17 protein-coding genes are annotated in these 20,991 nt (G+C 65.0%); 4 read left to right on the top strand and 13 right to left on the bottom strand.

Annotated features, from left to right (window positions below):
• Positions 1-2 precede the first annotated feature (2 nt).
• Positions 3-149, top strand: coding sequence for a hypothetical protein (locus tag QFZ23_RS22220; RefSeq protein WP_306926301.1), 147 nt, complete (start codon positions 3-5; stop codon positions 147-149).
• Between the two features lie 138 nt (positions 150-287).
• Here the strand turns inward: QFZ23_RS22220 and QFZ23_RS22215 are convergent, their stop codons facing one another.
• The 3 genes from QFZ23_RS22215 to QFZ23_RS22205 form a co-directional block, all read right to left on the bottom strand.
• Positions 288-2,795 carry a GcvT family protein gene (locus tag QFZ23_RS22215; protein ID WP_306926299.1) on the bottom strand — a complete coding sequence of 836 codons (2,508 nt, stop codon included), beginning with the start codon at positions 2,793-2,795 and terminating at the stop codon, positions 288-290.
• A gap of 35 nt (positions 2,796-2,830) precedes the next feature.
• Positions 2,831-3,826: a formyltetrahydrofolate deformylase gene (purU, locus tag QFZ23_RS22210; protein WP_306926297.1), complete on the bottom strand. Its 996-nt coding sequence runs from the start codon at positions 3,824-3,826 to the stop codon at positions 2,831-2,833.
• 86 nt (positions 3,827-3,912) lie between these two features.
• The gene (locus tag QFZ23_RS22205; RefSeq protein WP_306926295.1) at positions 3,913-4,263 is read right to left on the bottom strand and encodes a bifunctional 3-phenylpropionate/cinnamic acid dioxygenase ferredoxin subunit; all 351 of its coding nucleotides are present in this window, start codon (positions 4,261-4,263) and stop codon (positions 3,913-3,915) included.
• A 246-nt stretch (positions 4,264-4,509) separates the two neighbouring features.
• Here QFZ23_RS22205 and QFZ23_RS22200 point away from each other — a divergent pair, with 246 nt between their 5' ends.
• Positions 4,510-5,751, top strand: a complete 1,242-nt coding sequence (locus QFZ23_RS22200; protein ID WP_306926294.1) for an NAD(P)/FAD-dependent oxidoreductase — start codon at positions 4,510-4,512, stop codon at positions 5,749-5,751.
• Between the two features lie 54 nt (positions 5,752-5,805).
• Positions 5,806-7,032: an aromatic ring-hydroxylating oxygenase subunit alpha gene (locus tag QFZ23_RS22195; RefSeq protein ID WP_306926292.1), complete on the top strand. Its 1,227-nt coding sequence runs from the start codon at positions 5,806-5,808 to the stop codon at positions 7,030-7,032.
• A gap of 58 nt (positions 7,033-7,090) precedes the next feature.
• On the opposite strand, the gene QFZ23_RS22190 is transcribed toward QFZ23_RS22195, so the two are convergent.
• The 9 genes from QFZ23_RS22190 to purU (QFZ23_RS22150) all read right to left on the bottom strand — a co-directional run bounded on the left by QFZ23_RS22190 (position 7,091) and on the right by purU (QFZ23_RS22150) (position 18,217).
• Entirely contained in the window at positions 7,091-7,897 is an 807-nt protein-coding gene (locus tag QFZ23_RS22190) for an IclR family transcriptional regulator (protein ID WP_306926290.1), read from the bottom strand.
• A 209-nt stretch (positions 7,898-8,106) separates the two neighbouring features.
• A complete protein-coding gene (gene fdhD, locus QFZ23_RS22185; RefSeq protein WP_306926288.1) occupies positions 8,107-9,000 on the bottom strand; it encodes a formate dehydrogenase accessory sulfurtransferase FdhD in 894 nt (297 codons plus the stop codon).
• A gap of 3 nt (positions 9,001-9,003) precedes the next feature.
• Positions 9,004-10,296, bottom strand: coding sequence for a molybdopterin molybdotransferase MoeA (locus tag QFZ23_RS22180; protein WP_306926287.1), 1,293 nt, complete (start codon positions 10,294-10,296; stop codon positions 9,004-9,006).
• A gap of 187 nt (positions 10,297-10,483) precedes the next feature.
• A complete protein-coding gene (locus QFZ23_RS22175) occupies positions 10,484-12,850 on the bottom strand; it encodes an FdhF/YdeP family oxidoreductase (protein ID WP_306926286.1) in 2,367 nt (788 codons plus the stop codon).
• A gap of 45 nt (positions 12,851-12,895) precedes the next feature.
• Positions 12,896-13,129 carry a hypothetical protein gene (locus tag QFZ23_RS22170; protein WP_306926285.1) on the bottom strand — a complete coding sequence of 78 codons (234 nt, stop codon included), beginning with the start codon at positions 13,127-13,129 and terminating at the stop codon, positions 12,896-12,898.
• 11 nt (positions 13,130-13,140) lie between these two features.
• Positions 13,141-14,019: a bifunctional 5,10-methylenetetrahydrofolate dehydrogenase/5,10-methenyltetrahydrofolate cyclohydrolase gene (locus QFZ23_RS22165; protein ID WP_306926284.1), complete on the bottom strand. Its 879-nt coding sequence runs from the start codon at positions 14,017-14,019 to the stop codon at positions 13,141-13,143.
• Positions 14,016-14,642 carry a cyclodeaminase/cyclohydrolase family protein gene (locus QFZ23_RS22160; RefSeq protein WP_306926283.1) on the bottom strand — a complete coding sequence of 209 codons (627 nt, stop codon included), beginning with the start codon at positions 14,640-14,642 and terminating at the stop codon, positions 14,016-14,018. Before QFZ23_RS22160 ends, QFZ23_RS22165 begins: the two co-directional genes overlap by 4 nt.
• Before the next feature lie 112 nt (positions 14,643-14,754).
• Positions 14,755-17,247, bottom strand: a complete 2,493-nt coding sequence (locus tag QFZ23_RS22155) for a GcvT family protein (RefSeq protein WP_306926282.1) — start codon at positions 17,245-17,247, stop codon at positions 14,755-14,757.
• 55 nt (positions 17,248-17,302) lie between these two features.
• A complete protein-coding gene (purU, locus tag QFZ23_RS22150) occupies positions 17,303-18,217 on the bottom strand; it encodes a formyltetrahydrofolate deformylase (protein WP_306926281.1) in 915 nt (304 codons plus the stop codon).
• Positions 18,218-18,337: 120 nt separating this feature from the next.
• On the opposite strand from purU (QFZ23_RS22150), the gene QFZ23_RS22145 reads away from it, so the two are divergent.
• Positions 18,338-19,018: a GntR family transcriptional regulator gene (locus QFZ23_RS22145; protein WP_306926279.1), complete on the top strand. Its 681-nt coding sequence runs from the start codon at positions 18,338-18,340 to the stop codon at positions 19,016-19,018.
• Between the two features lie 80 nt (positions 19,019-19,098).
• Here QFZ23_RS22145 and QFZ23_RS22140 read toward each other — a convergent pair whose 3' ends face one another.
• A complete protein-coding gene (locus tag QFZ23_RS22140; protein WP_306926277.1) occupies positions 19,099-20,556 on the bottom strand; it encodes an MFS transporter in 1,458 nt (485 codons plus the stop codon).
• Positions 20,557-20,991 lie beyond the last annotated feature (435 nt).

Raw genomic sequence — 20,991 nt, 5'->3', positions numbered from 1 at the left:
TCATGGAACGGTTCGCGACCGGGGAATACCCACACATGGTCGAGATCGCCACGCAGGTTGTCATGCAGCCCGGCTACGACTACGGCAACGAATTCGCCTACGGGCTGGAGTTGATCCTCGATGCGTTGGAACGGGCACCGTCTGGCTAGCTGCTGTTGCCGGGGTTAGCGCCCGGCTGAGAATTGGAGCGACGGGCCGAGCGTCCCAGACACTCTTGCAGCCCAGTCAACAGAACGGCCCGCTTCCTTTCGGAAGCGGGCCGTTCTTGGTGGCGGGCGAAATGAGCGTCAGCCGCGGAGGCGCTCCATGCCGGGGTCGAACAGCGGCTCGGCGCTGACCGTGGCCGGGACGCGCCGGCCGAAGTACTCGATCTCCACGGCGTCACCCTCGGAAACCGCGGCGGGCAGCCAGGCGTAGGCGATCGGCTTGCGGATGGAGTAGCCGTACGCGGCGCTGGTGACGTAGCCGGACGCTACCCCGCCCACGTACACCGGTTCCTTGCCCAGCACGATGGACGTGCCGTCGTCGACCGTCAGGCAGCGCAGCACCTTCTCAGCCGGCTGTTCCTTGCGTGCCGCCAGCGCCTCGAAGCCCACGTAGCCTTCCTTGTCCTTCGCCACCGAGAAGCCGAGGCCGGACTGGTAGGGGTGGTGCTCGGTGGTCATGTCCGTGCCCCAGAGGCGGTAGCCCTTCTCCAGGCGCAGGCTGTTGAAGGCGCCGCGGCCGGCGGCAATGATGCCGTGCTCCCGGCCCGCTTCGAAGAGCAGGTCCCAGAGCTTGAGGCCGTATTCGGCGGTGGTGTACAGCTCCCATCCGAGTTCGCCCACGTAGGACAGTCGCATAGCGGTGACGGGGATGCCGCCCACCGAGATTTCCTTGGTGCGGAAGTACTTCAGGCCGTCATTGGTGAGGTCGTCACTGCTGACCTTGCCGATGACTTCCCGGGCCAGCGGGCCCCACAGGCCGATGCAGCAGGTGCTGCCCGTGATGTCGGTGACGTGCACCCACTTGGCCGGATCGGCGGCGGACTGCTTGCGGGCCTCAACGCGCATGTAGTCGAAGTCCACGTTGCTGTTCACGCCGAGCTGGAAGTCCTCCTCCCCGAGCCTGGCGACGGTCACGTCGCTGCGGATGCCGCCGTCGTGCTCCAACAGCAGGCAGTAGGTAACCGCGCCGGGCTTCTTGGCGATGTTGCCGGTGCTCAGCCGGTGCAGCAGCTCCTGGGCGCCGGGGCCGCTGACGGCCAGCCGCTTCAGCGGCGTCATGTCGTAAAGCGCGACGGCGGTACGCGTCTTCCACGCTTCGGCCGCGGAAATGGGGGAGGAGAACATTGCCGCCCAGGGCTCGCGTTCCGGCGTCTGCCACTCCGCCGGCAGTTCCTCCAGCAGCGGGCGGTTGGCCTCGAACCAGTGTGGACGCTCCCAGGCGGCAGCCTCGAGGAAGAACGCGCCGAGTTCCTTCTGCCGGACATTGAACGGGCTGACGCGCAGGTCCCGCGGGGATTCCTTAGGCTGCAGCGGGTGCAGGACGTCGTAGATCTCCACGAAGTTCTGCTGCGAGGTCTCGCTGACGTAGTCGTCGGAGGTCTGCACCTTTTCGAAGCGGGTGAGTTCGGTGCCGTGCAGGTCGGTGCGGGAACGGCCCTCGGTGAGCAGCTCGGCCACGGCCTTGGCGACACCTGCGGAGTGCGTCACCCACACGGCCTCGGCAACGAAGAATCCGGAGAGTTCCGGGGCTTCGCCGATCAGCGGGCCGCCGTCGGGTGTGAACGAGAAGATACCGTTGAAGCCATCCTCGATCGCGGCGCTGCGCAGTGCCGGCAGCAGGTCCTGGCAGTCCTCCCATGCTGGCGCGAAGTCCTCCAGGGTGAAGTCCAGCCGGGACGGCATCCGGTGGTCGGACATGTCCTCGGCCGGCACCTTCGGCAGGGCGGACATGTCCACCGGCATGGGCCGGTGGGCGTAGCTGCCGATGCCGATCCGGTCGCCGTGCTCGCGGAAGTACAGGTCGCGGTCCTGGTAGCGGAGGATGGGCTTCTGGGCGCCGTTGGGCAGTTCGTTCACGCCCTTGAGTTCCGGCAGCGGCGTGGTCTTGACGTACTGGTGGGCCAGCGGCAGCAGCGGCACCTCCAAGCCTACCATCTTGCCGAGCTCCCGGCCCCAGAAACCTGCACAGGACACCACGATGTCGGCAGGAATCACGCCGGAGGACGTCTCGACGCCGGTGACCTTGCCGCCCCACTGCGAGATGCCGGTGACGGAGGTGGAACCGAGGAAGGTCACGCCGCGCTCGCGGGAGCGCTCGATCAGCAGCTGCACGGCACGGGCAGCCAGGGCCAATCCGTCGGTGGGGATGAGCAGGCCGCCCAGGACCTCGCGGCCGCCGGTGAGCTTGCCGGTGTTCAACAGCGGGTAGATCTTTTCGCATTCATCGGCGTCGACGATCCGGCTTTCGACGCCCCAGGAGGTCATCACACCCATCTTGCGCTTGAGGTCGGCCAGGCGCTCTGGAGTGGTTGCCAGTTCCAGTCCGCCCACCTGGTTGAAGCAGGACTGGCCGTCCTTGCTCAGGGAGAGCAGCTTGTTGACAGTGTACGTGGCGAATTCCGTCATCGTCTTGGACGCGTTGTTCTGGAACACCAGGCCGGGGGCGTGCGACGTGGAGCCGCCGGCCAGTTCCAGCGGACCCTGCTCGACGACAGTGATGTTGTTCCAGCCGCGGCTGGACAGCTCGTCCGCGAGGTTGGTGCCGACGATGCCGGCTCCGATGATGACGACGCGTGGTGATGCGCTCATGGTGTGTGGTTCTCCTGGTTCGCGTTAGCGGAAAATTAGCGGAATACGACGGTGCGGGTCTTGTTGAGCAGGACGCGGTGCTGGCAGTGCCATTTCACCGCGCGGGAGAGCGCCTGGGTCTCCGCGTCCCGGCCTACTGTCACCAGGGCGTCCGGGTCGAGGGCGTGGTCTACCCGGAAGACTTCCTGCTCGATGATGGGACCTTCGTCGAGGTCGGCGGTGACGTAGTGGGCCGTGGCGCCGACCATCTTGACTCCGCGGTCGTAGGCCTGGTGGTACGGCTTCGCGCCCTTGAACCCGGGCAGGAACGAGTGGTGGATGTTAATGGCCCGGCCGCGCAGCTGCCTGCACAGATCGTCGGACAGCACCTGCATGTAGCGGGCCAGCACCACGAGATCCGCGTCGTATTCGGCCACCAGCTCCAGCAGGCGGGCCTCGGCTTCCGCCTTGGTGGCTGCCGTTACCGGCACGTGGATGAAGGGCAGCCCAGCCGCTTCGGCCATCGGCCGCAAGTCCTCGTGGTTGGAAACCACGACGGCGATCTCCGCACCCAGGCTGCCGGCGCGCCACCGGAAGATGAGGTCGTTCAGGCAGTGGCCGAACTTCGACACCATGACCAGCAGTCGCTGCGGGCGTCCGTCGTGGATGCTGAAGTCCATGCCGAACTCGCCAGCGATGGCTGCGAACTCGGAGGTGAGGCTTTCGGCGGTCTGCTGGCTGGGCTGTTCCCGCTGGTCGAGCTTGGCGAAGGGACCCTGGTCGCCGGCATCGCTGCTCTCCGTGAAGGCGCTGCTCTGCGTGAAGGCGGTGCGCAGGTAGAGGTTGCCGCTGACATGGTCGTCGAACTGCTGGTGCTCCACAATGTCGAAGCCACGGTCGGCCAGGAACGTAGTGATGGCGCGGACGATGCCCGGCCGTTCCGGGCAGGCCAGGGTGAGAACGAATTCTGCGGCACGGGCTTTTGCCGGAGCGCCGGAGTTGGCGGCGGTGGTGGCGGCGACTGCGGGGGCGCCTTCAAGGAGTGTGGACAAGGGGTGTCTCCTGGGTTGGTGCAGACGTCGCTGCGATTGCGGAGGTGACCCAAGCCGCGCTGCTTTGGCCACCGGACGGGATGGCGTTAGATGTGGCCGTTGACTGTCAGCCCAGGGGGAAGGTTGGGCTCATCCTCGGACTCGATGACCATGATGTCACCGTCAACAACGGTGACTTCGTGGGTGCGGACGGGGAGCTTGGCCGGCGGTGCGTCAACCTGGCCGGTCCGGAGGTTGAACTTGGAGGCGTGCAGCGGGCACTCGACCTCGCAGCCTTCCACCCAGCCGTCGGTCAGCGAGGCGTCCTGGTGGGTGCAGGTGTCATCAATGGCGAAGAGCTCACCGTCCTCGGTGTGGAAGACAGCGATGGGTGGCGCAGTGTTCAGGCGCAGGGCTTCCCCTGGTGCCAGTTCGCTGAGCGGGCATGCCTTGTGCATGGGGGCCTCATTTCTTGGGTGGGAGGTAGATGGCTAGTGCTGGCGCTTGTTCCGCATAGCTCAACAGCAGTCGTAATATGCAACAAGAGTGCTTTCGCTCACACTGTTTTGTCAAGGGTTAATAACCCGATTACGCAGCTCGTCCTTAATGAGACACCAATCCCTTGACAGCTACCGTGGTATGGATCACTCTGTTGCATATAGCGATTCTTGTTGCGCTAAGAGCAATAGAAAGAGGGTGAAGAAATGCAGACGCTTGCGATCGTGGGAGCCTCGCTGGCCGGTCTTTCCGCCGCGCGGGCAGCCCGCGCCCAAGGCTTCACCGGACGGCTCGTCATCATCGGCGATGAAGAGCACCGTCCGTATGACAGGCCGCCGCTCTCCAAGGACTTCCTGCTGGGATCCATTACGGCCGAGGACCTGTCCCTGGAAACCGAAACTGACGACCTTGACGCCGAATGGCTGCTGGGTACACGTGCAGTGTCCCTGGACGCGTCGTCGAAGACCATCGGCCTGGCCGACGGCAAGGTTATCCAGGCTGACGGCATCGTCATCGCCACCGGCGCTCGTGCCCGGCAGCTGCCAGCCCTGGCCGGCCTGAGCAACGTCTTCTCGCTGCGCACCCTCGCAGATGCGCAAAGCCTGGCGCCGGAACTTGTGCCGGGGAGCAAGATGGCCGTCATTGGAGCAGGCTTCGTCGGCGCCGAGGTTGCCTCTTCCGCCGCCTCCCGCGGGATGGACGTCACCCTGGTGGACACCAAACCGGTGCCGTTCGCCGCGCAGCTGGGTACTGAGATGGGTTCGGTGGTGGGCGGCCTGCACACCGCCAAGGGTGTCCGGCTCATCTCGTCGGCAGTCATCGAGGACTTTTACGCAGGCGAGGGGAACGTGACCGGGCTCCGGCTGGCCGACGGGACCTTTGTCGCCGCCGACGTTGTGGTGGTGGGAATCGGCGCGGAGCCGAACGTTGAATGGCTCGCCGGTTCCGGCGTGGAGGTCGACGGCGGTGTGCTGTGCGACGCGATGGGGCGCACCAACGTTCCCGGCATTGTGGCAGTGGGTGACTGCGCCGCCTGGTTTGACGCCGCCGTTGACAGGCACCGCCGGGTGGAGCACTGGACGGGAGCCCAGGAGCGGGCGGCCCTGGCGGTTCAGGCGCTGTTCGATGACGACGCACCGGCGCAGCCGCTGAAGCCGCCGTACTTCTGGTCGGACCAGCACGGGGTGAAGATCCAGTTCGCCGGTCACTCGGCCGGTTACGACCGCCTGGACGTCGAGGCGGGGGATGCTGCCGAGCATAGCCTGCTGGCCGTCTACTACCGGGATGACGTTCCCGTTGCCGTACTGGGCATGAACCAGCCTCGGCTGTTCACCAAGTGGCGCCGGAGCCTCGCGCCGTCGGCGCCCAAGCCGGCAGCCGCCGTCGTGCCCTCAGTTTTGACGCCGGCGGGCGAACCCGTCCTTGCCGGTGCTGCCGCGGGGCTTTAGCCCCGACTCTTCTTGTAATTCGTGTTGTTTGTGTTGTTTTGTTAGGAGAACAAATTGTCTGTTGAGGTATCCACCCCGAGCCTGATCCCGACGCTGGGCGGCCACTTGTACACGGATCCGGCAATCTTCCGGGCTGAGCAGGAGCGTATTTTCGAGCAGATGTGGTTCTGTGCGATCCGGTCCTCGGACCTGGACAAGCCAGGGGCGTGGCAGACGGTGCAGGTGGGCCGGGAAAGCGTGCTGATCTCGCGGACCCGCAAGGGCGAGATCCGGGCCTTCTACAACGTCTGCCGGCACCGCGGCGTGAAGCTGTGCATGGAGGAAAAGGGCGAAGCTGCCCGCAACTTCCAGTGCCCGTACCACGCCTGGACCTATGACTTCGAGGGCAAGCTGATCGCAGCCCCGAACCTGACCAAGATGCCGGACATCGACCGCGACGAGTACGGCCTGTCCAAGGTTCACATCCGCGAGTACCTCGGCTACGTGTGGGTGTGCTTGGCCGAGGAGCCGCCGTCCTTCGAGGATGACGTGATGGGCGCGATCGAGGAGCGCCTGGGCAACGTGCACGCCATTGACGGGTACGACGTTGCGAACCTGTCCGTGGGCCGCCGGATCCGTTATGACGTGAAGGCCAACTGGAAGCTCATCATTGAGAACTTCATGGAGTGCTACCACTGCGCCACCATCCACCCGGAGCTGACCGAGGTCCTGCCGGAGTTCGCTGACGGCCTGGCCGCTCAGTACTTCGTGGGCCACGGCGCGGAGTTCGGTGAGGACATCAAGGGCTTCACTGTAGATGGCTCCGAGGGCCTGGACGTCATCCCGGGCGTGGCCGAGGACCAGGACCGGCGCTACTACGCGATCACGATCAAGCCGACCGTGTTCGTGAACCTGGTTCCGGACCACGTGATCATCCACCGCATGTTCCCGATGTCCGCAGACCACACGATCGTTGAATGCGACTGGCTGTACCTGCCCTCCGTGGTGGAGTCCGGCAAGGACGTCAGCGCCTCCGTTGAGCTGTTCCACCGCGTGAACATGCAGGACTTCGACGCGTGCGAGCGCTGCCAGCCGGGCATGGCATCTAAGTCCTACGCCAAGGGCGGCGTGCTCGTCCCCAGCGAACACCACATCGGCGCTTTCCACGACTGGGTCCAGGAAAAGGTCGGCGACGTCCAGCTGTCCGGAGAAGCCCTGCTGGGCCTCACCGCGGACACCCCGCCGCTGGAGGAACGCGCCGAAACCCTGCAGCGCAAAGAGACCGCTACCCCGGCCTCCTAAGGTTCCGCCACTAACGGCGCAACCAAACCCTTGCGGTGACCCCGGCCAGCGGCCGGGGTCATCGGTGGGTGTAGCCCATTTTTCCGCTGATGTTCAGGCCGGCCTCTTGGAGACCCTGGATCAGACCGGGCGTATTTTCCGGGTCGAAGCGGAAGGCGGGGCCGGAGATACTGACGGACCCGATGACCGTCCCGAAGTGGTTGTAGACGGGCACGGCAACCGCGGTCAGTCCGATCTCGAATTCCTCATGGACAACTGCATAGCCGTTGCGGGAGACATCGAGGAGTTGGTTTTCCAGGGTGTCCCGGTCCGTGATGGTCCGCGGGGTCCGGGCCGGAAGGCCCGCCTCCCGGAGGATCCGGGAGCGTTCTTCAACAGGCAGTGCTGCCAGCAGTACCTTGCCGCTGGACGTGGCATGGAGAGGCGTGAGGCTGCCAACCCAGTCAGACGTGGCCAGCGTTGACGGGCCCATGGCCTGGTCCACGTTCACCGCGTAGTTGGACTGCAGGACGGCGAGGTTGACGGTTTCCTTGTATTGGTCTGCGAGGCTCTCCAGGATGGGACGTGCCTCGTGGACCAGGCTCAGCCGGCCTGGAATGGAACTGGCCAGTCGCAGGATGCCAAAGCCCAACTGATACTTGCCGCGGTCGTTGTTCTGCCGCACGATCTCCCTGGACACCAGCGATCCCAGCAGCCGCGAGACGGTGGACTTGTGGACCCTCATTTCGTCGGCAATGTCGCTGACGCCTGCGTGTCCGTCTCGGGCGAGGATCTCCAGGATCTGGAGGGCGCGGTCGACGGACTGGACCCCTCCGCCTTGGGCGTCCGGATCCCTGCCAGTCCCTGGTTCGTCTCTTGCAGCCATCAGAGGTGCTCCCGTGTCGTCGCGGTGACCAGCGGTCAGGCTCCGCGCCGTCCAGCATGCTTCACACGTCTGATCCTAGACTGCGGCGGACGTACCGGCGTCATTTTCCTGAACACAACGTTTATTTTCCGGACGCAGGGAAGCCCGCAAACAGGGGACCCCGCCGCGGCTGTGCCGTGGCGGGGTCCCCTTGCTTTTGTCTGGAGTAGTCAGCCGACGGCGGGACTCGTCAGGGCAGCTGCCGCGAGTGCAGGTGCCAGGCGTTCCTGGCCGACATATGCGTTGAGGCTCTTGCCCCTGTTGAAGCCCACAAGCGTTATGCCGGTGTCGGCGGCGAGGTCCGCCGCAAGACTTGAGGGTGCGCTGACCGCCGCCAAAACTGGGATGCCGGCGAGGGCAGCCTTCTGGACGAGCTCGAACGACGCCCTGCCCGAGACCTGCAGGACGGTTCCGCACAGCGGCAGAAGCCCTTCGCGCAGCGCCCACCCGATGACCTTGTCCACTGCATTGTGGCGGCCCACGTCCTCGCGGAGGCAAAGCAGCTCCGCCTCACCCCCGTCGTCGATCTTGAACAGCCCTGCAGCGTGGACGCCGCCGGTCTTGTCGAACAGCGCCTGGGCTTCGCGCAGCTGTTCCGGCAGCCGCGCTATGACGTCCACCGGCACCCGCAGCTGGTCCTCGTGCACGTCATAAGTGAGGGTCTTGCGGACGGCCTCGATGGATGTGCTGCCACAGATGCCGCAGGAGCTGGACGTGTAAACGTGCCTGCCCGTGTCCGGCAGTGCCAGGCCGGGCCGGAACTGCGCTTCGACGACGTTGAAGGTCTGCCTGCCAGTTTCGTCCTCGCCGGCGCAGAAGCGGAGTGACACGAGATCCGCCTGGCTGGCGATGATGCCTTCCGAGACGAGAAAGCCCGCAACGAGGTCAAAGTCATCGCCCGGCGTCCGCATCGTCACGGCAAAGGACAAGTTTCCGAAGCGGATTTCCAGCGGTTCCTCCGCGGCCAGCACGTCTTCACGGAGCCGCACGGGGTATTCCATGGCGGCCTCGGAGCCGTCCAGCAGGTAGCGGTGGACTTTCCGGCGTTGGGTCATGCGTGCCACGCGCTAGTCCTCCCAGATCAATTTGCCGGGCAGCGGTGGCCGCAGCTCCGGGCGCCACGGGAGCGCAAATGCAGGGACTGGCTCGCCCAGCTGAACGCCGCGGGACGGAACCACCATGACGCCGTCGGCGCTGGCCAGCCCGCGCATCATTCCGGGGCCCGTGTAGTGGGCCGGAGTCGCCAGGCCGTTGGCCCAGCGGAACGGCAAGAGCCGGGTGGACGCACGGTGGGCGTCGATGGTGCTGCCGCACGGCACCCGGCTGATGCCGGGCAACGGCTGGTGGCCGAGGGCGGCCAGCAGCGGACCGCCCACGGTGAAGAGCGCCATGAGGGCGGCGAGCGGATTGCCGGGAAGTCCGACGACGAACCGGCCGTTGGGCAGTTTGCCCAAGGCGGCGGGATGGCCGGGCCGCATGGCGATGCCGTCGATGAGGAGCCGTCCGCCTAGCGCCACCACGGCATTTCGGAAATGGTCCGCGCCTGAACGTCCTGTGCCGCCGGTGGTCACGATGACGTCGGGCCACTGCCCCATCGGCGCTTCGGAGGCACCCAGCGCCGTGAGCCATTCCTCGTAGGAGTCCCCGATCCGGACCAGGGGCCCCGGGACACCGCCAAGCATCTGGATGACAGTGCTGAGCTGGGGACCGAAGGCATCCCTGACCTGTCCCGGTGCCGGGAGCCTGGCCGCGACGACCTCTGAGCCTGTAACCAGCATCTTGACCAGTGGCTTGCCCCGCACCGTGAGCTGGTCGAAGCCGGCGACGGCGGCCAGCGCGATATGCGCAGGGTTCAAGGTTGTTCCGGCGGGGATCAGCACCTCGCCGGCTGCCGCTTCCTCGCCCGACTCGCGGATGTGCTGGCCCGGACGGGGTTCGCCGGGGGATGCCGCCTCGCCCAGTCTAAGCATCGCCTGGCCGCTTGCATTGGTGGCAAGCCGTCCGCTCTCAACACGGAGCACCGCCAAGGTGCCCGGAGGGATTACGCCGCCGGTGACTACGGGGCTGGCCTCTCCGCTGTGCAGGGGGTGTCCCGGTTCCGTCAGTACCCACGGGCCGTCACCACTGACCGTCCAGCCGTCCATGGCGGATGAGGCGTAGTGGGGCATCTCCTGAAGCGCGACGACGTCGGCCGCCAGGGTTCTGCCGTTCGCCTCCCCAAGCGGCACACCCTCTGGTCCCAGCGGGCTGGCGGAGTCAAAAGCCAGGCGGCGTGCTTCCGCCCAGGTGTGCTCCCGGTTGGGAGGCCGCCCGCCATCCTTGCCCGGCCTGTCGACGCTTTGCAGGGCTGGAGCTACCACTGGTCGTCCCCTCGTTGGATTGTTCGTTTCCCGAAAGCGGTGTTTCGGCGCTTACCTCCCCAGGTATTTCAGGCCTCCGAAACACCGTTCACGGGAAACGAAACTGCTCTCTACCCTTGGCAGTGCGGGCTCAGGCCCCGCCCCGCGGGCCGCCGCTGTGATATTCCAATTATATCGTAAAGATATATCAGGCGGGAAGAGTTGCAGGAATCTGATTTTCCGGTGCTTTTGCCCCGGCCGGTTCCAGTCTCACGACGACGGACTTGGACGTCGGGGTGCCGCTGGTGTCGGCCACGGAGTCCAGCGGTACCAGCACGTTGGTTTCCGGGTAGTAGGCGGCTGCGCAGCCCTTCGGCGTCGAGTAGCTGACGACGCGGAAGCTCTCTGCCCTGCGTTCTGTACCCCGGAACTCCGAGACCAGGTCCACCATGTCGCCGTCGGCATAGCCCAGCTCGGCGATGTCCGCCTCGTTGACCAGGACCACGCGCCGGCCTCCGTGGATTCCGCGGTACCGGTCGTCCTTTCCATAAATGGTGGTGTTGTACTGGTCGTGCGAACGGAGGGTCTGCAGGATCAGCCGGCCGGGCGGGACCCGAAGGTACTCCAGGGTATTCGATGTGAAGTGCGCCTTGCCGGACGGGGTCTTGAATTCCCTGTTGTCCCGTGGCGGGTGGGGCAGAACGAAGCCGCCGGGGTGCTGGATTCTCTCTTCGAAATTCTCGAAGCCATCGATGACGGCCTCGATGTGCTTCCTGACCAGGGAGTAGTCGTCCCGGAGCGCGAGCCAGTCGGCCACCGGCGTGTTGGGGCGGGGCTGGCCGTCGGCGTCCGTGAACACCTTGTGCGCGAGGTTGCAGACGATGGCCACCTCGGACATCAGGTGCTCGCTGGCGGGCTTGAGCCGGCCGCGGGATGCGTGAACAGCGCTCATGGAATCCTCCACGGTGACCCTTTGGTCACCGGACCGCTGGGTATCCCGCTCGGTGCGGCCCAGCGTTGGGAGAATCAGGGCGCGCTTTCCTGTCGACAGGTGCGAATGGTTCAGTTTCGTCGAGATCTGCACGGTCAGCCGGGTATTGGCCAGGGCTTTCTCGGTGGCATCCGAGTCCGGAGCCGCCCGCACGAAGTTCCCGCCCATGCCCACGAACAGCCTCACCTTGCCGTCACGCATCGCCCGGATTGCGGCGACGGTGTCGTAGCCGTGCGCCCGGGGTGAATGGAACTGGAATTCCTGGTCCAGCCTGTCGTGGAAGCCTTCGGGCATCCGTTCGAAGATGCCCATGGTCCGGTCACCCTGGACATTGGAATGTCCGCGAACCGGGCAGACTCCCGCTCCGGGCTTGCCGATGTTGCCTTGCAGCAGCAGGACATTGACGACGTCGCGAAGGGTGGGCACCGAGTGCTTGTGCTGCGTCAGGCCCATCGCCCAGCAGACAATGGTGGAGCCCGAGGCCAGGAGCCGTTCACCGGTGGCGTTGATCTGCTCCATGGTCAGGCCGGTCGCCTCGACGATGTCGTCCCACTCCACCTGTTCCAGCTGCGAAAGGTAGGACTCGAGGCCGACCGTATGGTTCCTGATGAAACCGTGGTCAAAAACCGTGGTCAGGCCCGGGGTGTTCCTGCCGGCGCGTTCTGCGTCCAGCAGGTATTTTCCGAGGCCCTGGAAGAGTGCCTGGTCCCCGCCGGCCCTGATCTGCAGGAAGTCGTCAGTCAGCTGCGTGCCCACCAGCGTTCCGGCAATGGTCTGCGGGTTCTCGAAGTGAAGGAGTCCGGCCTCGGGGAGCGGGTTGATGGATACGATGGCGGCACCGTTTTTCTTGGCCTTCTCCAAGGCGCTGAGCATGCGCGGGTGGTTCGTGCCCGGGTTCTGGCCCGCCACGAAAATGAGGGACGCCGTCTCCAGATCCTTGAGGCTGACCGAACCCTTGCCAATGCCAATGGTCTCCACCAGCGCCGACCCGGAGGACTCGTGGCACATATTTGAACAGTCCGGAAGGTTGTTGGTGCCCACACCGCGGACGAGCAGCTGGTACACGAACGCCGCCTCGTTGGAGGTCCTGCCGGAGGTATAGAAGACGCTCTGGTCGGGGTGGTCCATGTCCCTGAGTTCCTGGGCGATCATTTCCAGGGCGTCGTCCCAGCCAATGGGCCTGTAGTGGGTTGCGCCCTCATCCAGGACCATCGGGTGGGTGAGCCTTCCCTGCTGCCCCAGCCAGTAGTCATCACGGGTTTTGAGGTCGGCGACGGAATGCCGGGCGAAAAACTCAGGGCTGACGCGGCGGCGGGTAGCCTCCTCCGCCACGGCCTTGGCGCCGTTCTCGCAGAATTCCGCGGCATTGCGCTTCTCATGTTCCGGCCAGGCGCAGCCCATGCAGTCGAAGCCGTCTATCTGGTTGACCGCCATCAGGGTCTGGACGCTGCGCAGCGGACCCATCTGCTCCAGGGAGATTTTCAGGGCGTTGGCCACCGCGGGGATGCCTACGGCCTTGGTTTTGGGTTTGCTGACGGTCAGCTTTGACTCATCGATGTTCTCGCGGGGGGCTTTAGAGGCCATTGGGTCTTCCTTTAGATCTGTGCCGGGCAGTGAGGGCGTTGTTGCCTAGGGAGCTTCGACCGTGATGATGTCGCCGTTCTCGCGGAAGAACATGCGACGGCCACCCCCGAAGGCGCGAACCAGCCAGATGATGCGGCCGTCCTCGGTCAGGTCGTCGATCCAGCCGCTGTGGGGAACCGTGTACGACTCCAGCACGGTGACGAAGTCGCCTGGCATGAGCGCTGTCCAGTCCGCCACGACCTTGGTGCTGGTGGGCTGCGGCGCGGTGCTGTGTGCCATCAGTGCCCCGGTCACTGCGTGAGGACGGGCGTGCGGGTTGCGCGGGACTGTTGGCGCGCCGCTTCGGCGGTGTGGAGAAGGAGCAGCGCGGTGGTGACTGAGCCCACGCCCCCGGGGACCGGCGTCAGCGCGGCAGCGACCGGACGGACGCTGGCTTCGTCGACGTCGCCGGCGAGTGAGCCATCGGAGAGCACGTTGGTTCCCACATCGATGACCACAGAATATTCCGAAACATCCGTCCCGGTGAGCAGTCCGGTGCGGCCCGCCGCAACAACCACGACGTCGGCCGTCTTGGTGTACTTCCCGAGGGGCCCGGACTTCGAGTGGCAGACGGTTGTGGTGGCGTCCTTCTGCAGCAGCAGCAGGGAGAGCGGCTTGCCAACCACGGTGGAACGGCCCACCACCACCACGTTGCGGCCGGCCACCGGAATCTCGAAGTGGTCCAGTATTTCCACAACGGCGCGTGCCGTCGCCGGGGCGAAGGCACGTTCCCCGACCGCGAGAAGTCCCAGGCTCAGCGGGTTCGCGCCGTCGATGTCCTTTTCCGGCGCGATGTACTTGACCAGTTCCTGGGTTCTGACGCCGGGAGGCAGGGGAGTCTGCAGGATGATGCCGTTGACGGAAGGCTCGGCGCTGAGGTCCTTCAGCACGGCGATGAGCACCTGTTCGGTCGCGTCGTGGCCGACGTCGATGATCCTGCAGCCGATGCCGGCATTTTCCGCCGCGCGCTCTATTGAGCGCACGTACCAGAGCGTTGAGCTGTCCTCCGTCGCAACCACAACCGCGAGGGTAGGGCTGGAGCCTTCTTCGGCCAGGGTCTTGGCTTCGGTCTGCGCCTGCTGCTGGATCAGTTTGGCGAGAGGCTTGCCGGAGAGCAGGGAAGCCGTCATCGGAGGATCCTTTCCCGTACCTGGCGCGAGAGCGAGTCCGCTGCCAGCACGACCTTTTCTTCGAGTCCGTCAGTCTGTTCAGCAAGTGCCGCGCGCGCCTTGGCGTCCTTGATGGCGACGACGTTGATGTCGATGTTGACGCGGGCTGTGGTGGCGGCCGCCCTGGCCGCGTCGGCGGCTGCGGCAATGTCGCTGATGACATTCGGGTTCGCAATATCCAGAAGCTCGGCCGCGAGTTCCACGACGGCACCTGACAGCTTAATCAGCCGGGCCGGCGGCTGGGCGGCCTGGGCAAGTGCGTTGTTGATGGCGGCTGCGCGCGCCGCACGTTCGGCGTCGCTTGCAGCGGGCAGCTTGTAGGAGGCGATTACAGCTTTGAAGGCGGCTTCGTCGGCGTCGGCCAGCCCCAGCGTCTCGCCGATGAGCTGGTCAGCGGCGGCAATGATTCTGGAGGTTGTCTCTGCGTGCTGCTCATATTTGCCGCCGGTGCTGAAGCGTGCCACCATCGCCACCAGGGCCGCACCCTGTGCCGCGTGGAGGGCCGCGGCCGCGCCGCCACCGGGGGTGGGCTTCCGCGAGGCAAGCCTACCTAGGTAGTCATTTATTGTTTCTGAACCGATCATTTGTCCATATCCTGGGCTGGTAGAGGCTGGAGCGGAAAGGGGCTGCACGCAGCCCGGCTCCCGTTGCGAGGATGAGCTGGGCTGCGTGGACCCAAGGGGCCCTGCGGGCTGCTTAGCCGCGGAGCCTGGTCATTTTCGGGTCGTACAGCGGTTCTTCTGAAACAGTGGCCGTGATACGCCGCCCGAAGTATTCAATCTCGACGGAATCGCCCACTGCAACGGTGGCCGGAAGGTAGGCGTAGGCAATCGGCTTGGCCACGGTGTATCCGTAGGCGGCGCTCGTCACGTAGCCCACGGCCTGTTCCTTGTAGAACACGGGTTCCTTGCCCAGGACGATGGACCGGCCGTCGTCGATCGTCAGGCACCGCAGCCGGCGGGCGGAGCCCTCTTCGGTCCGGCCTTCGAGCGCGCCCTTGCCGATGAAGCTCTCCTTGGCCATCTTGACGGCAAATCCGAGGCCTGCCTCGTAGGGGTCGTGTTCGGTGGTCATGTCCGTTCCCCAGGAGCGGTAGCCCTTTTCCAGGCGCAGGGAGCTGAACGCCGCGCGTCCGGCCGCGATGACTCCGAAGGGCTGTCCTGCCTGCCAGAGCGCATCCCAGAGCCGCTGTCCGTTGTCTGCGCTGGTGTAAAGCTCCCAGCCGAGTTCGCCGACATAGGACAGCCGCATGGCCGTCACGGGGACGCCGCCGATGACAACGCTCTTTGCCCGGAAGTACTTCAGGCCGTCGTTGGAGAAATCATCGTCGCTGACCCTGGCGACCAGGTCGCGGGCCAGGGGACCCCAGAGGCCGATGCAGCAGGTGCCGCCCGTGGTGTCGCGCACCTGGACCCAGTCAGAAGCGGATCCGCTTTGCGTCTGGTGCCGGGCCGCCCTCGTGAAGTAGGCGGTGTCGATGTTGCCGTTGGCTCCGAGCTGGAAGGTGTCCTCGCTCAGGCGGGCCACCGTGATGTCGCTTCGCACGCCGCCTGCGTGGTCGAGCAGGAGGGTGTAGGTCACCGCACCAGGCTTCTTGTCCAGGTCCGCCGTCGTCAGCTCCTGAAGCAGCTTCAGGGCTCCGGGACCGGATACTTCGAGGCGCTTCAGTGGCGTCATGTCGTACATGGCCACAGCGGTGCGGGTCTTCCACGCCTCGGCGGCGGCGATGGGGGAGCTGAACATGTTGGACCAGGCGTCCCGGGCCGGCGGCAGCCACTCCGCCGGCATCTCCTTGAGGAGGGCGGCGTTGGATTCGAACCAGTACGGCCGCTCCCACCCGCCGGACTCCAGGAAGAAGGCTCCGAGCTCCTTGTGCCGGGCGTGGAAGGGGCTGACGCGCAGGTTGCGCGGGGAGAGCTTGGGCTGGAGCGGGTGGAGGACGTCGTAGATCTCCACGAAGTTCTGCTGCGAGGTCTCGTTTACGTATTCAGGGGTGAGCTGCACGTCTTCGAAGCGGGTGATGTCACACTCGCCCAGGTCGGTTTCGGACTTGCCCGTGGTCAGCAGCTCTGCCATTGCCTTGGCAACACCTGCCGAGTGCGTTACCCAGACGGCCTCTGCGACATAGAAGCCGTCGAGTTCTTTGGACTCGCCAAGGAGCGGTCCGCCGTCGGGGGTGAAGGAGAAGATGCCGTTAAAGCCATCCTCGATTTCGCTCTCTGCCAGTCCGGGAAGAATCTGCTTCGAGGCCTCCCACGCGGGAAGGAAGTCCTCCAGGGTGAAGTCGAGGCGGGACGGCATATTGTGTTCGCTGACGGTCTCGGGGGCGTAGGTGCCCAGGGTGTCGACGTCGACGGGCATGGGGCGGTGGGCATAGGAGCCGATGCCGTAGCGTTCGCCGTGTTCGCGGTAGTAGAGGTCCTGGTCCTGGTGGCGCAGGATCGGCAGCGTGGCCCCGTTCGGCAGTTCATTGCGGCCACTCAACTGGGGTACCGCCGTCGTCTTCACGTACTGGTGGGCCAGCGGGAGAAGGGGAACCGCCATGCCGATCATGGCTCCGATCTTCGCCCCCCAGAACCCGGCACACGAGATGACGATGTCGGCCGGAATGACGCCCTCGGACGTCTCGACGCCGGTAACCCGCCGTCCGGACTGCTCAATTCCCGTCACGGTGGTGGAACCGCGGTACTTGACGCCCGCGGCCTCGGTGCGCTTGATCAGCAACTGAACGGCACGCGCGGCGCTTGCCAGGCCATCGCTTGGAACGTGGAGGCCGCCCAGGATGTTCTCGTCGTTCAGGAGCGGGTACAGCTCCTTGCATTCGGCGGAAGAGAGGATCCGTCCTTCGATACCCCAGGACGATGCGTAGCCGAGTTTCCGCTTGAGGTCAGCGAGACGGGTTTCGGTGGTGGCGACTTCCAGGCCGCCCACCTGGTTGAAGCAGCTCACGCCGTCCTCTGTCAGCGACAGCAGCTTTTCCACCGTGTACTTGGCGAATGACGCCATGGTCTTGGAGGGATTGGTCTGGAAGACCAGGCCCGGGGCGTGGGACGTGGAGCCACCGGGCATGTTCAGGGGTCCCTGGTCCAGGACAGTGATGTTGTTCCAGCCCCGGGCGACCAGTTCGTCGGCCAGGTTCGTGCCGACGATGCCGGCTCCGATGATGACAATACGTGGAGTCGATGCCATGTGGTTTCTCCTGCTGATTTAAGTAGTAGGCTTCTGCAACCTGTAGGTGGCTGCTTTAGCGGAAGACGATGGTGCTGGTCTGGTCGATCAGCACGCGGTGCTCGCAATGCCACCGCACTGCGCGGGACAACGCCAGGGCCTCCGCGTCCTGCCCGATAGTCGAGAGCGTGGTGGGTCCGTGGCTGTGGTCGACGCGAATGACTTCCTGCTCGATGATCGGACCCTCATCAAGGTCGGCGGTGACGTAGTGGGCGGTTGCGCCCACAAGCTTGACGCCGCGGTCGTAGGCCTGGTGGTAGGGGCGCGCGCCCTTGAACCCGGGCAGGAACGAGTGGTGGATGTTGATGGCCCTGCCCTCAAGGGACCGGCACAGGTCATCGGAAAGCACCTGCATGTACCGGGCCAGGACGACAAGGTCGATGTTGTACTCATCCACGAGCTCGAGCAGGCGCCGCTCGGCATCCTGCTTGGTTTCTGGAGTCACGGGAATGTGAACGAAAGGAAGTCCGGCAGCCTCGGCCATTGCCCGGTGCGTTTCGTGGTTGGAAACCACCAGGGCCAGGTCTCCGCCGAGGCTGCCGCCCCGCCAGCGAAAAATCAGGTCGTTGAGGCAGTGCCCGAACTTGGACACCATGACCAGAACGCGCGGCTTGGTCTCGTCGTGGACGTTGAACCTCATTTCAAAGCGTTCCGCGATGGGGCGGAACTCCTCCTCGAGCGCCTGCAGATCGTAATCCGTGGCTCCCGAGAAGGCCGTGCGCAGGTGCAGGGTGTGACGGAGGCCGTCGTCGAACTGCTGGTGCTCTTCGATGTTGAATCCCCGCTCAAACAGGAACGTGGTTACTGCCTGAACGATGCCGGCACGTTCGACACACGACAGTGTGAGCACGAACTTGCCGGTTTTGGTTTCTTCAGAGGCTGCTGTCTGCGCAGCCGGCGTGGTTTTTGTGGCTGTGTCCACAAGGGTCATGTCGCATCCTTTAGATATATGGTTGATAACCTTATTGATATATCAGGGCTGATGGCCAGCGTATACTGGTGTGCGGATGAGGTCAATAGGCGAATGTTGGCCCATAGGAGAGGCGGAGCGGTGGCGTTTGAAGCTTTGGCGGTGACGGAGGCCGGAGGTTCGAGGTCCCTGGCCGATGTGGCCTATGAACGGATACGTGACAGCCTGCTGACCCTGGAGATCCGGCCCGGTGATCCGCTCTACGACGAGGGGATTGCCAAGCAGCTCGGCTTGGGGCGCACTCCGGTCAGGGAAGCGCTGAAACGGCTCGAAGTGGACCGGCTTGTGGTGACCTATCCGCGGCGCGGCACTTTCGCAACGCGCGTTGAGGTTACGGACCTCGCGTTCATCTCGGAAATCCGTGCCCAGCTGGAGCCTCTCGCAGCCTCCCGTGCTGCACGGGTGGCCACGCCGGCCGCCCGGGATCGCCTCCGCCTCATTGTCGAGGAAGTGGAGGCCTTCGACGTGGACAGTGCATCTGTGGTGGAGACCCTGCGCCTGGACGCCCGGGTGCATCAGGGAATCTACGCCGCAGCGGCAAATCCGCATCTGGAAGACGCATTGATCCGCTACGACAATTTGGCAACACGCATTTGGTGCATGGTGCTGGACCGCCTGCCGAACCTTTCCCGGCATGTGCACGAGCATGTCGACCTGCTTGAGGCAGTGATCGAAGGGGACGAGGCCCGGGCGGCAGCGCTGGCCCGCGAACACGTGGACGGCTTTGAGAAGGCCGTGCGGACAGCCCTGTTCGCCGCCTAGCGCTGGTTCGAAACACAAGCAACAAAAGTCGTGTCCCCGTCGTTCATACGACGGGGACACTGCTGTGTGGAGGGGCGCGGCTAGCGCCACACGTCCTGCGTGGCGACGAGTTCCCGCGCCTCCGCCTCGGTGTCCACGCTCGGCATGGAGCCCGGGAGCGGGCGGCGGGCGGACTCCCGAAGGAAATAGATGGCGACCGCGCCGATGACCGACGTCGCCATCAGGTAGTACGCGGGGGCCATGTCGTCCCCGGTGGCCTCGATCAGGCCCTGGACCAGGAACGGCGTTGTCCCGCCGAAGATCGCCACGGAGAAGTTGTAGGCGATGCCCATGCTGCTGTAGCGGCATGACGTGGGGAACAGGGCCGGAAGTGCTGATGCGAGGTTGGCAACGTAGAACGTCACGGGGAAGGCAACCAGGGACAGGCCCGCCAGGGTGGACCAGACGCTGCCGATGCCGATCAGCATGAAGGCGGGGACGGCGAACAGAACGGTGCTTCCGGCACCGATCCACAGCACCGGGCGCCGTCCGATGCGGTCCGAAAGTTTGCCGGTGAGCGGGATGCACAAGGACATCACCACGAGCACCGGTATGGTCAGCAGCGTGCCGTGGACGGGGTCATAGCCCTTGGACTCGGTCAAATATGTGGGCATGTACGACGTCAGGGCGTAGCCGACGGTGTTGGCAGCCCCGGCCAGGATCATGGCCAGCACGATCTGGCGCCAGTGGCTTTTCATGATGCCCACCGGCCCCCTGGCATCAGCCTTGTCGCCGGCAGCGGCCGCGACGGAGGCTGCCTCCTGCGCTCCAAGGGTGGCCTGGAACTGGGGGGATTCCTCGATCTTGTTCCGGAAGTAGATGGCGATCAGGCCCAGAGGTCCGGCCACCAGGAATGGCAGCCTCCAGCCCCAGTCCTCCATGGCGGCCTCGCCGAGCGTCACCTGCAGGACCGAGACCGTGGCAGCGCCCAGGGCAAACCCGATATAGGAGCCCATGTCCAGAAAACTGGCGAAGAAGCCGCGCCGCTTGTCAGGGGCATATTCACACACGAACGTGGTGGCCCCTGCGTACTCGCCACCCGTGGAGAAGCCCTGCACGAGCTTCAGGAGAACCAGCAGCGCGGCCGCCCAGACGCCTATTTGCGCGTAGCCGGGCAGGAGGCCGACGGCGAAGGTGCTGGCCGCCATTAGCATGAGGGTCGCGGCGAGCACCTTTTGCCGGCCTACCTTGTCCCCGAGCCAACCGAAGACGACGCCGCCAATAGGCCGCGCAATGAAGGTCGCCGCGAAGGTGCCGAGCAGGAACAGGGTCTGGACCGTCCTGTCCGCTTCCGGCAGGAACACCGGACCCATGGTGGTAATGAGATAGCCGAAAACCCCGACGTCGTACCATTCCATGGTGTTGCCCACGATGGTGCCGCCGAGGGCCTTCTTCAGCATCCGCTGGTCCACGACATTGACGTCGGACACCGTGAGCCGGCGGGAGTACGGTCTGTCTCTACTGCTCTGATCGGTTGTGACATCACCTTGGACTGTCATAAAGGGGTTCCTTACTGAGTATTGGCGGGGCTCACGTGCAGCGAGCTGCGTTTCACCCCGCGGACAGGTTCGGCGGTCCTTGGACTCCAGGGCCAGGAGGCGTTGTCCAGGACTGTGACTTCTTACGGGGGACCGCACGTGGGATCCTCGCGTGTTCCGTGTTAATCAACAGGATTCGGCCTATGCAACAGCGTGCGTCAGCTCACAGTCAATGTCAAGAACATGACACGAGCTCCGCGGCCTCTGCGCTAACCCGCGGACGCTTCCTCAGATGCTGCAGCTTTGACCGGATCCTTCCTCACGTCTTGCAGCTTTTAACGCGATCCTTCCTCAGCTTTTGCAGGTTTTGACCGGACGCTTCCTCACCTTCGGGCGGGGAAATGTCTCTGCTTAGGTGGTACACGAATGGCCCCCATCGCAGGACGGGGGCCATTC

The sequence above is a fragment of the Arthrobacter globiformis genome, from assembly GCF_030818015.1.
GTDB lineage: Bacteria > Actinomycetota > Actinomycetes > Actinomycetales > Micrococcaceae > Arthrobacter > Arthrobacter globiformis_C.
Note: the sequence above shows the minus strand (reverse complement) of the source record. Positions and strands in the feature narration are given on the sequence as shown.

What these genes read in the sequence shown, in the direction of transcription:
- QFZ23_RS22220 (WP_306926301.1), top strand. Translation starts at nt 3, where the DNA reads ATGGAACGGTTCGCGACCGGGGAATACCCACACATGGTCGAGATCGCC.
- QFZ23_RS22215 (WP_306926299.1), bottom strand. Translation starts at nt 2,795, where the DNA reads ATGAGCGCATCACCACGCGTCGTCATCATCGGAGCCGGCATCGTCGGC.
- QFZ23_RS22205 (WP_306926295.1), bottom strand. Translation starts at nt 4,263, where the DNA reads ATGCACAAGGCATGCCCGCTCAGCGAACTGGCACCAGGGGAAGCCCTG.
- QFZ23_RS22200 (WP_306926294.1), top strand. Translation starts at nt 4,510, where the DNA reads ATGCAGACGCTTGCGATCGTGGGAGCCTCGCTGGCCGGTCTTTCCGCC.
- QFZ23_RS22190 (WP_306926290.1), bottom strand. Translation starts at nt 7,897, where the DNA reads ATGGCTGCAAGAGACGAACCAGGGACTGGCAGGGATCCGGACGCCCAA.
- QFZ23_RS22175 (WP_306926286.1), bottom strand. Translation starts at nt 12,850, where the DNA reads ATGGCCTCTAAAGCCCCCCGCGAGAACATCGATGAGTCAAAGCTGACC.
- QFZ23_RS22170 (WP_306926285.1), bottom strand. Translation starts at nt 13,129, where the DNA reads ATGGCACACAGCACCGCGCCGCAGCCCACCAGCACCAAGGTCGTGGCG.
- QFZ23_RS22165 (WP_306926284.1), bottom strand. Translation starts at nt 14,019, where the DNA reads ATGACGGCTTCCCTGCTCTCCGGCAAGCCTCTCGCCAAACTGATCCAG.
- QFZ23_RS22160 (WP_306926283.1), bottom strand. Translation starts at nt 14,642, where the DNA reads ATGATCGGTTCAGAAACAATAAATGACTACCTAGGTAGGCTTGCCTCG.
- QFZ23_RS22155 (WP_306926282.1), bottom strand. Translation starts at nt 17,247, where the DNA reads ATGGCATCGACTCCACGTATTGTCATCATCGGAGCCGGCATCGTCGGC.
- purU (WP_306926281.1), bottom strand. Translation starts at nt 18,217, where the DNA reads ATGACCCTTGTGGACACAGCCACAAAAACCACGCCGGCTGCGCAGACA.
- QFZ23_RS22140 (WP_306926277.1), bottom strand. Translation starts at nt 20,556, where the DNA reads ATGACAGTCCAAGGTGATGTCACAACCGATCAGAGCAGTAGAGACAGA.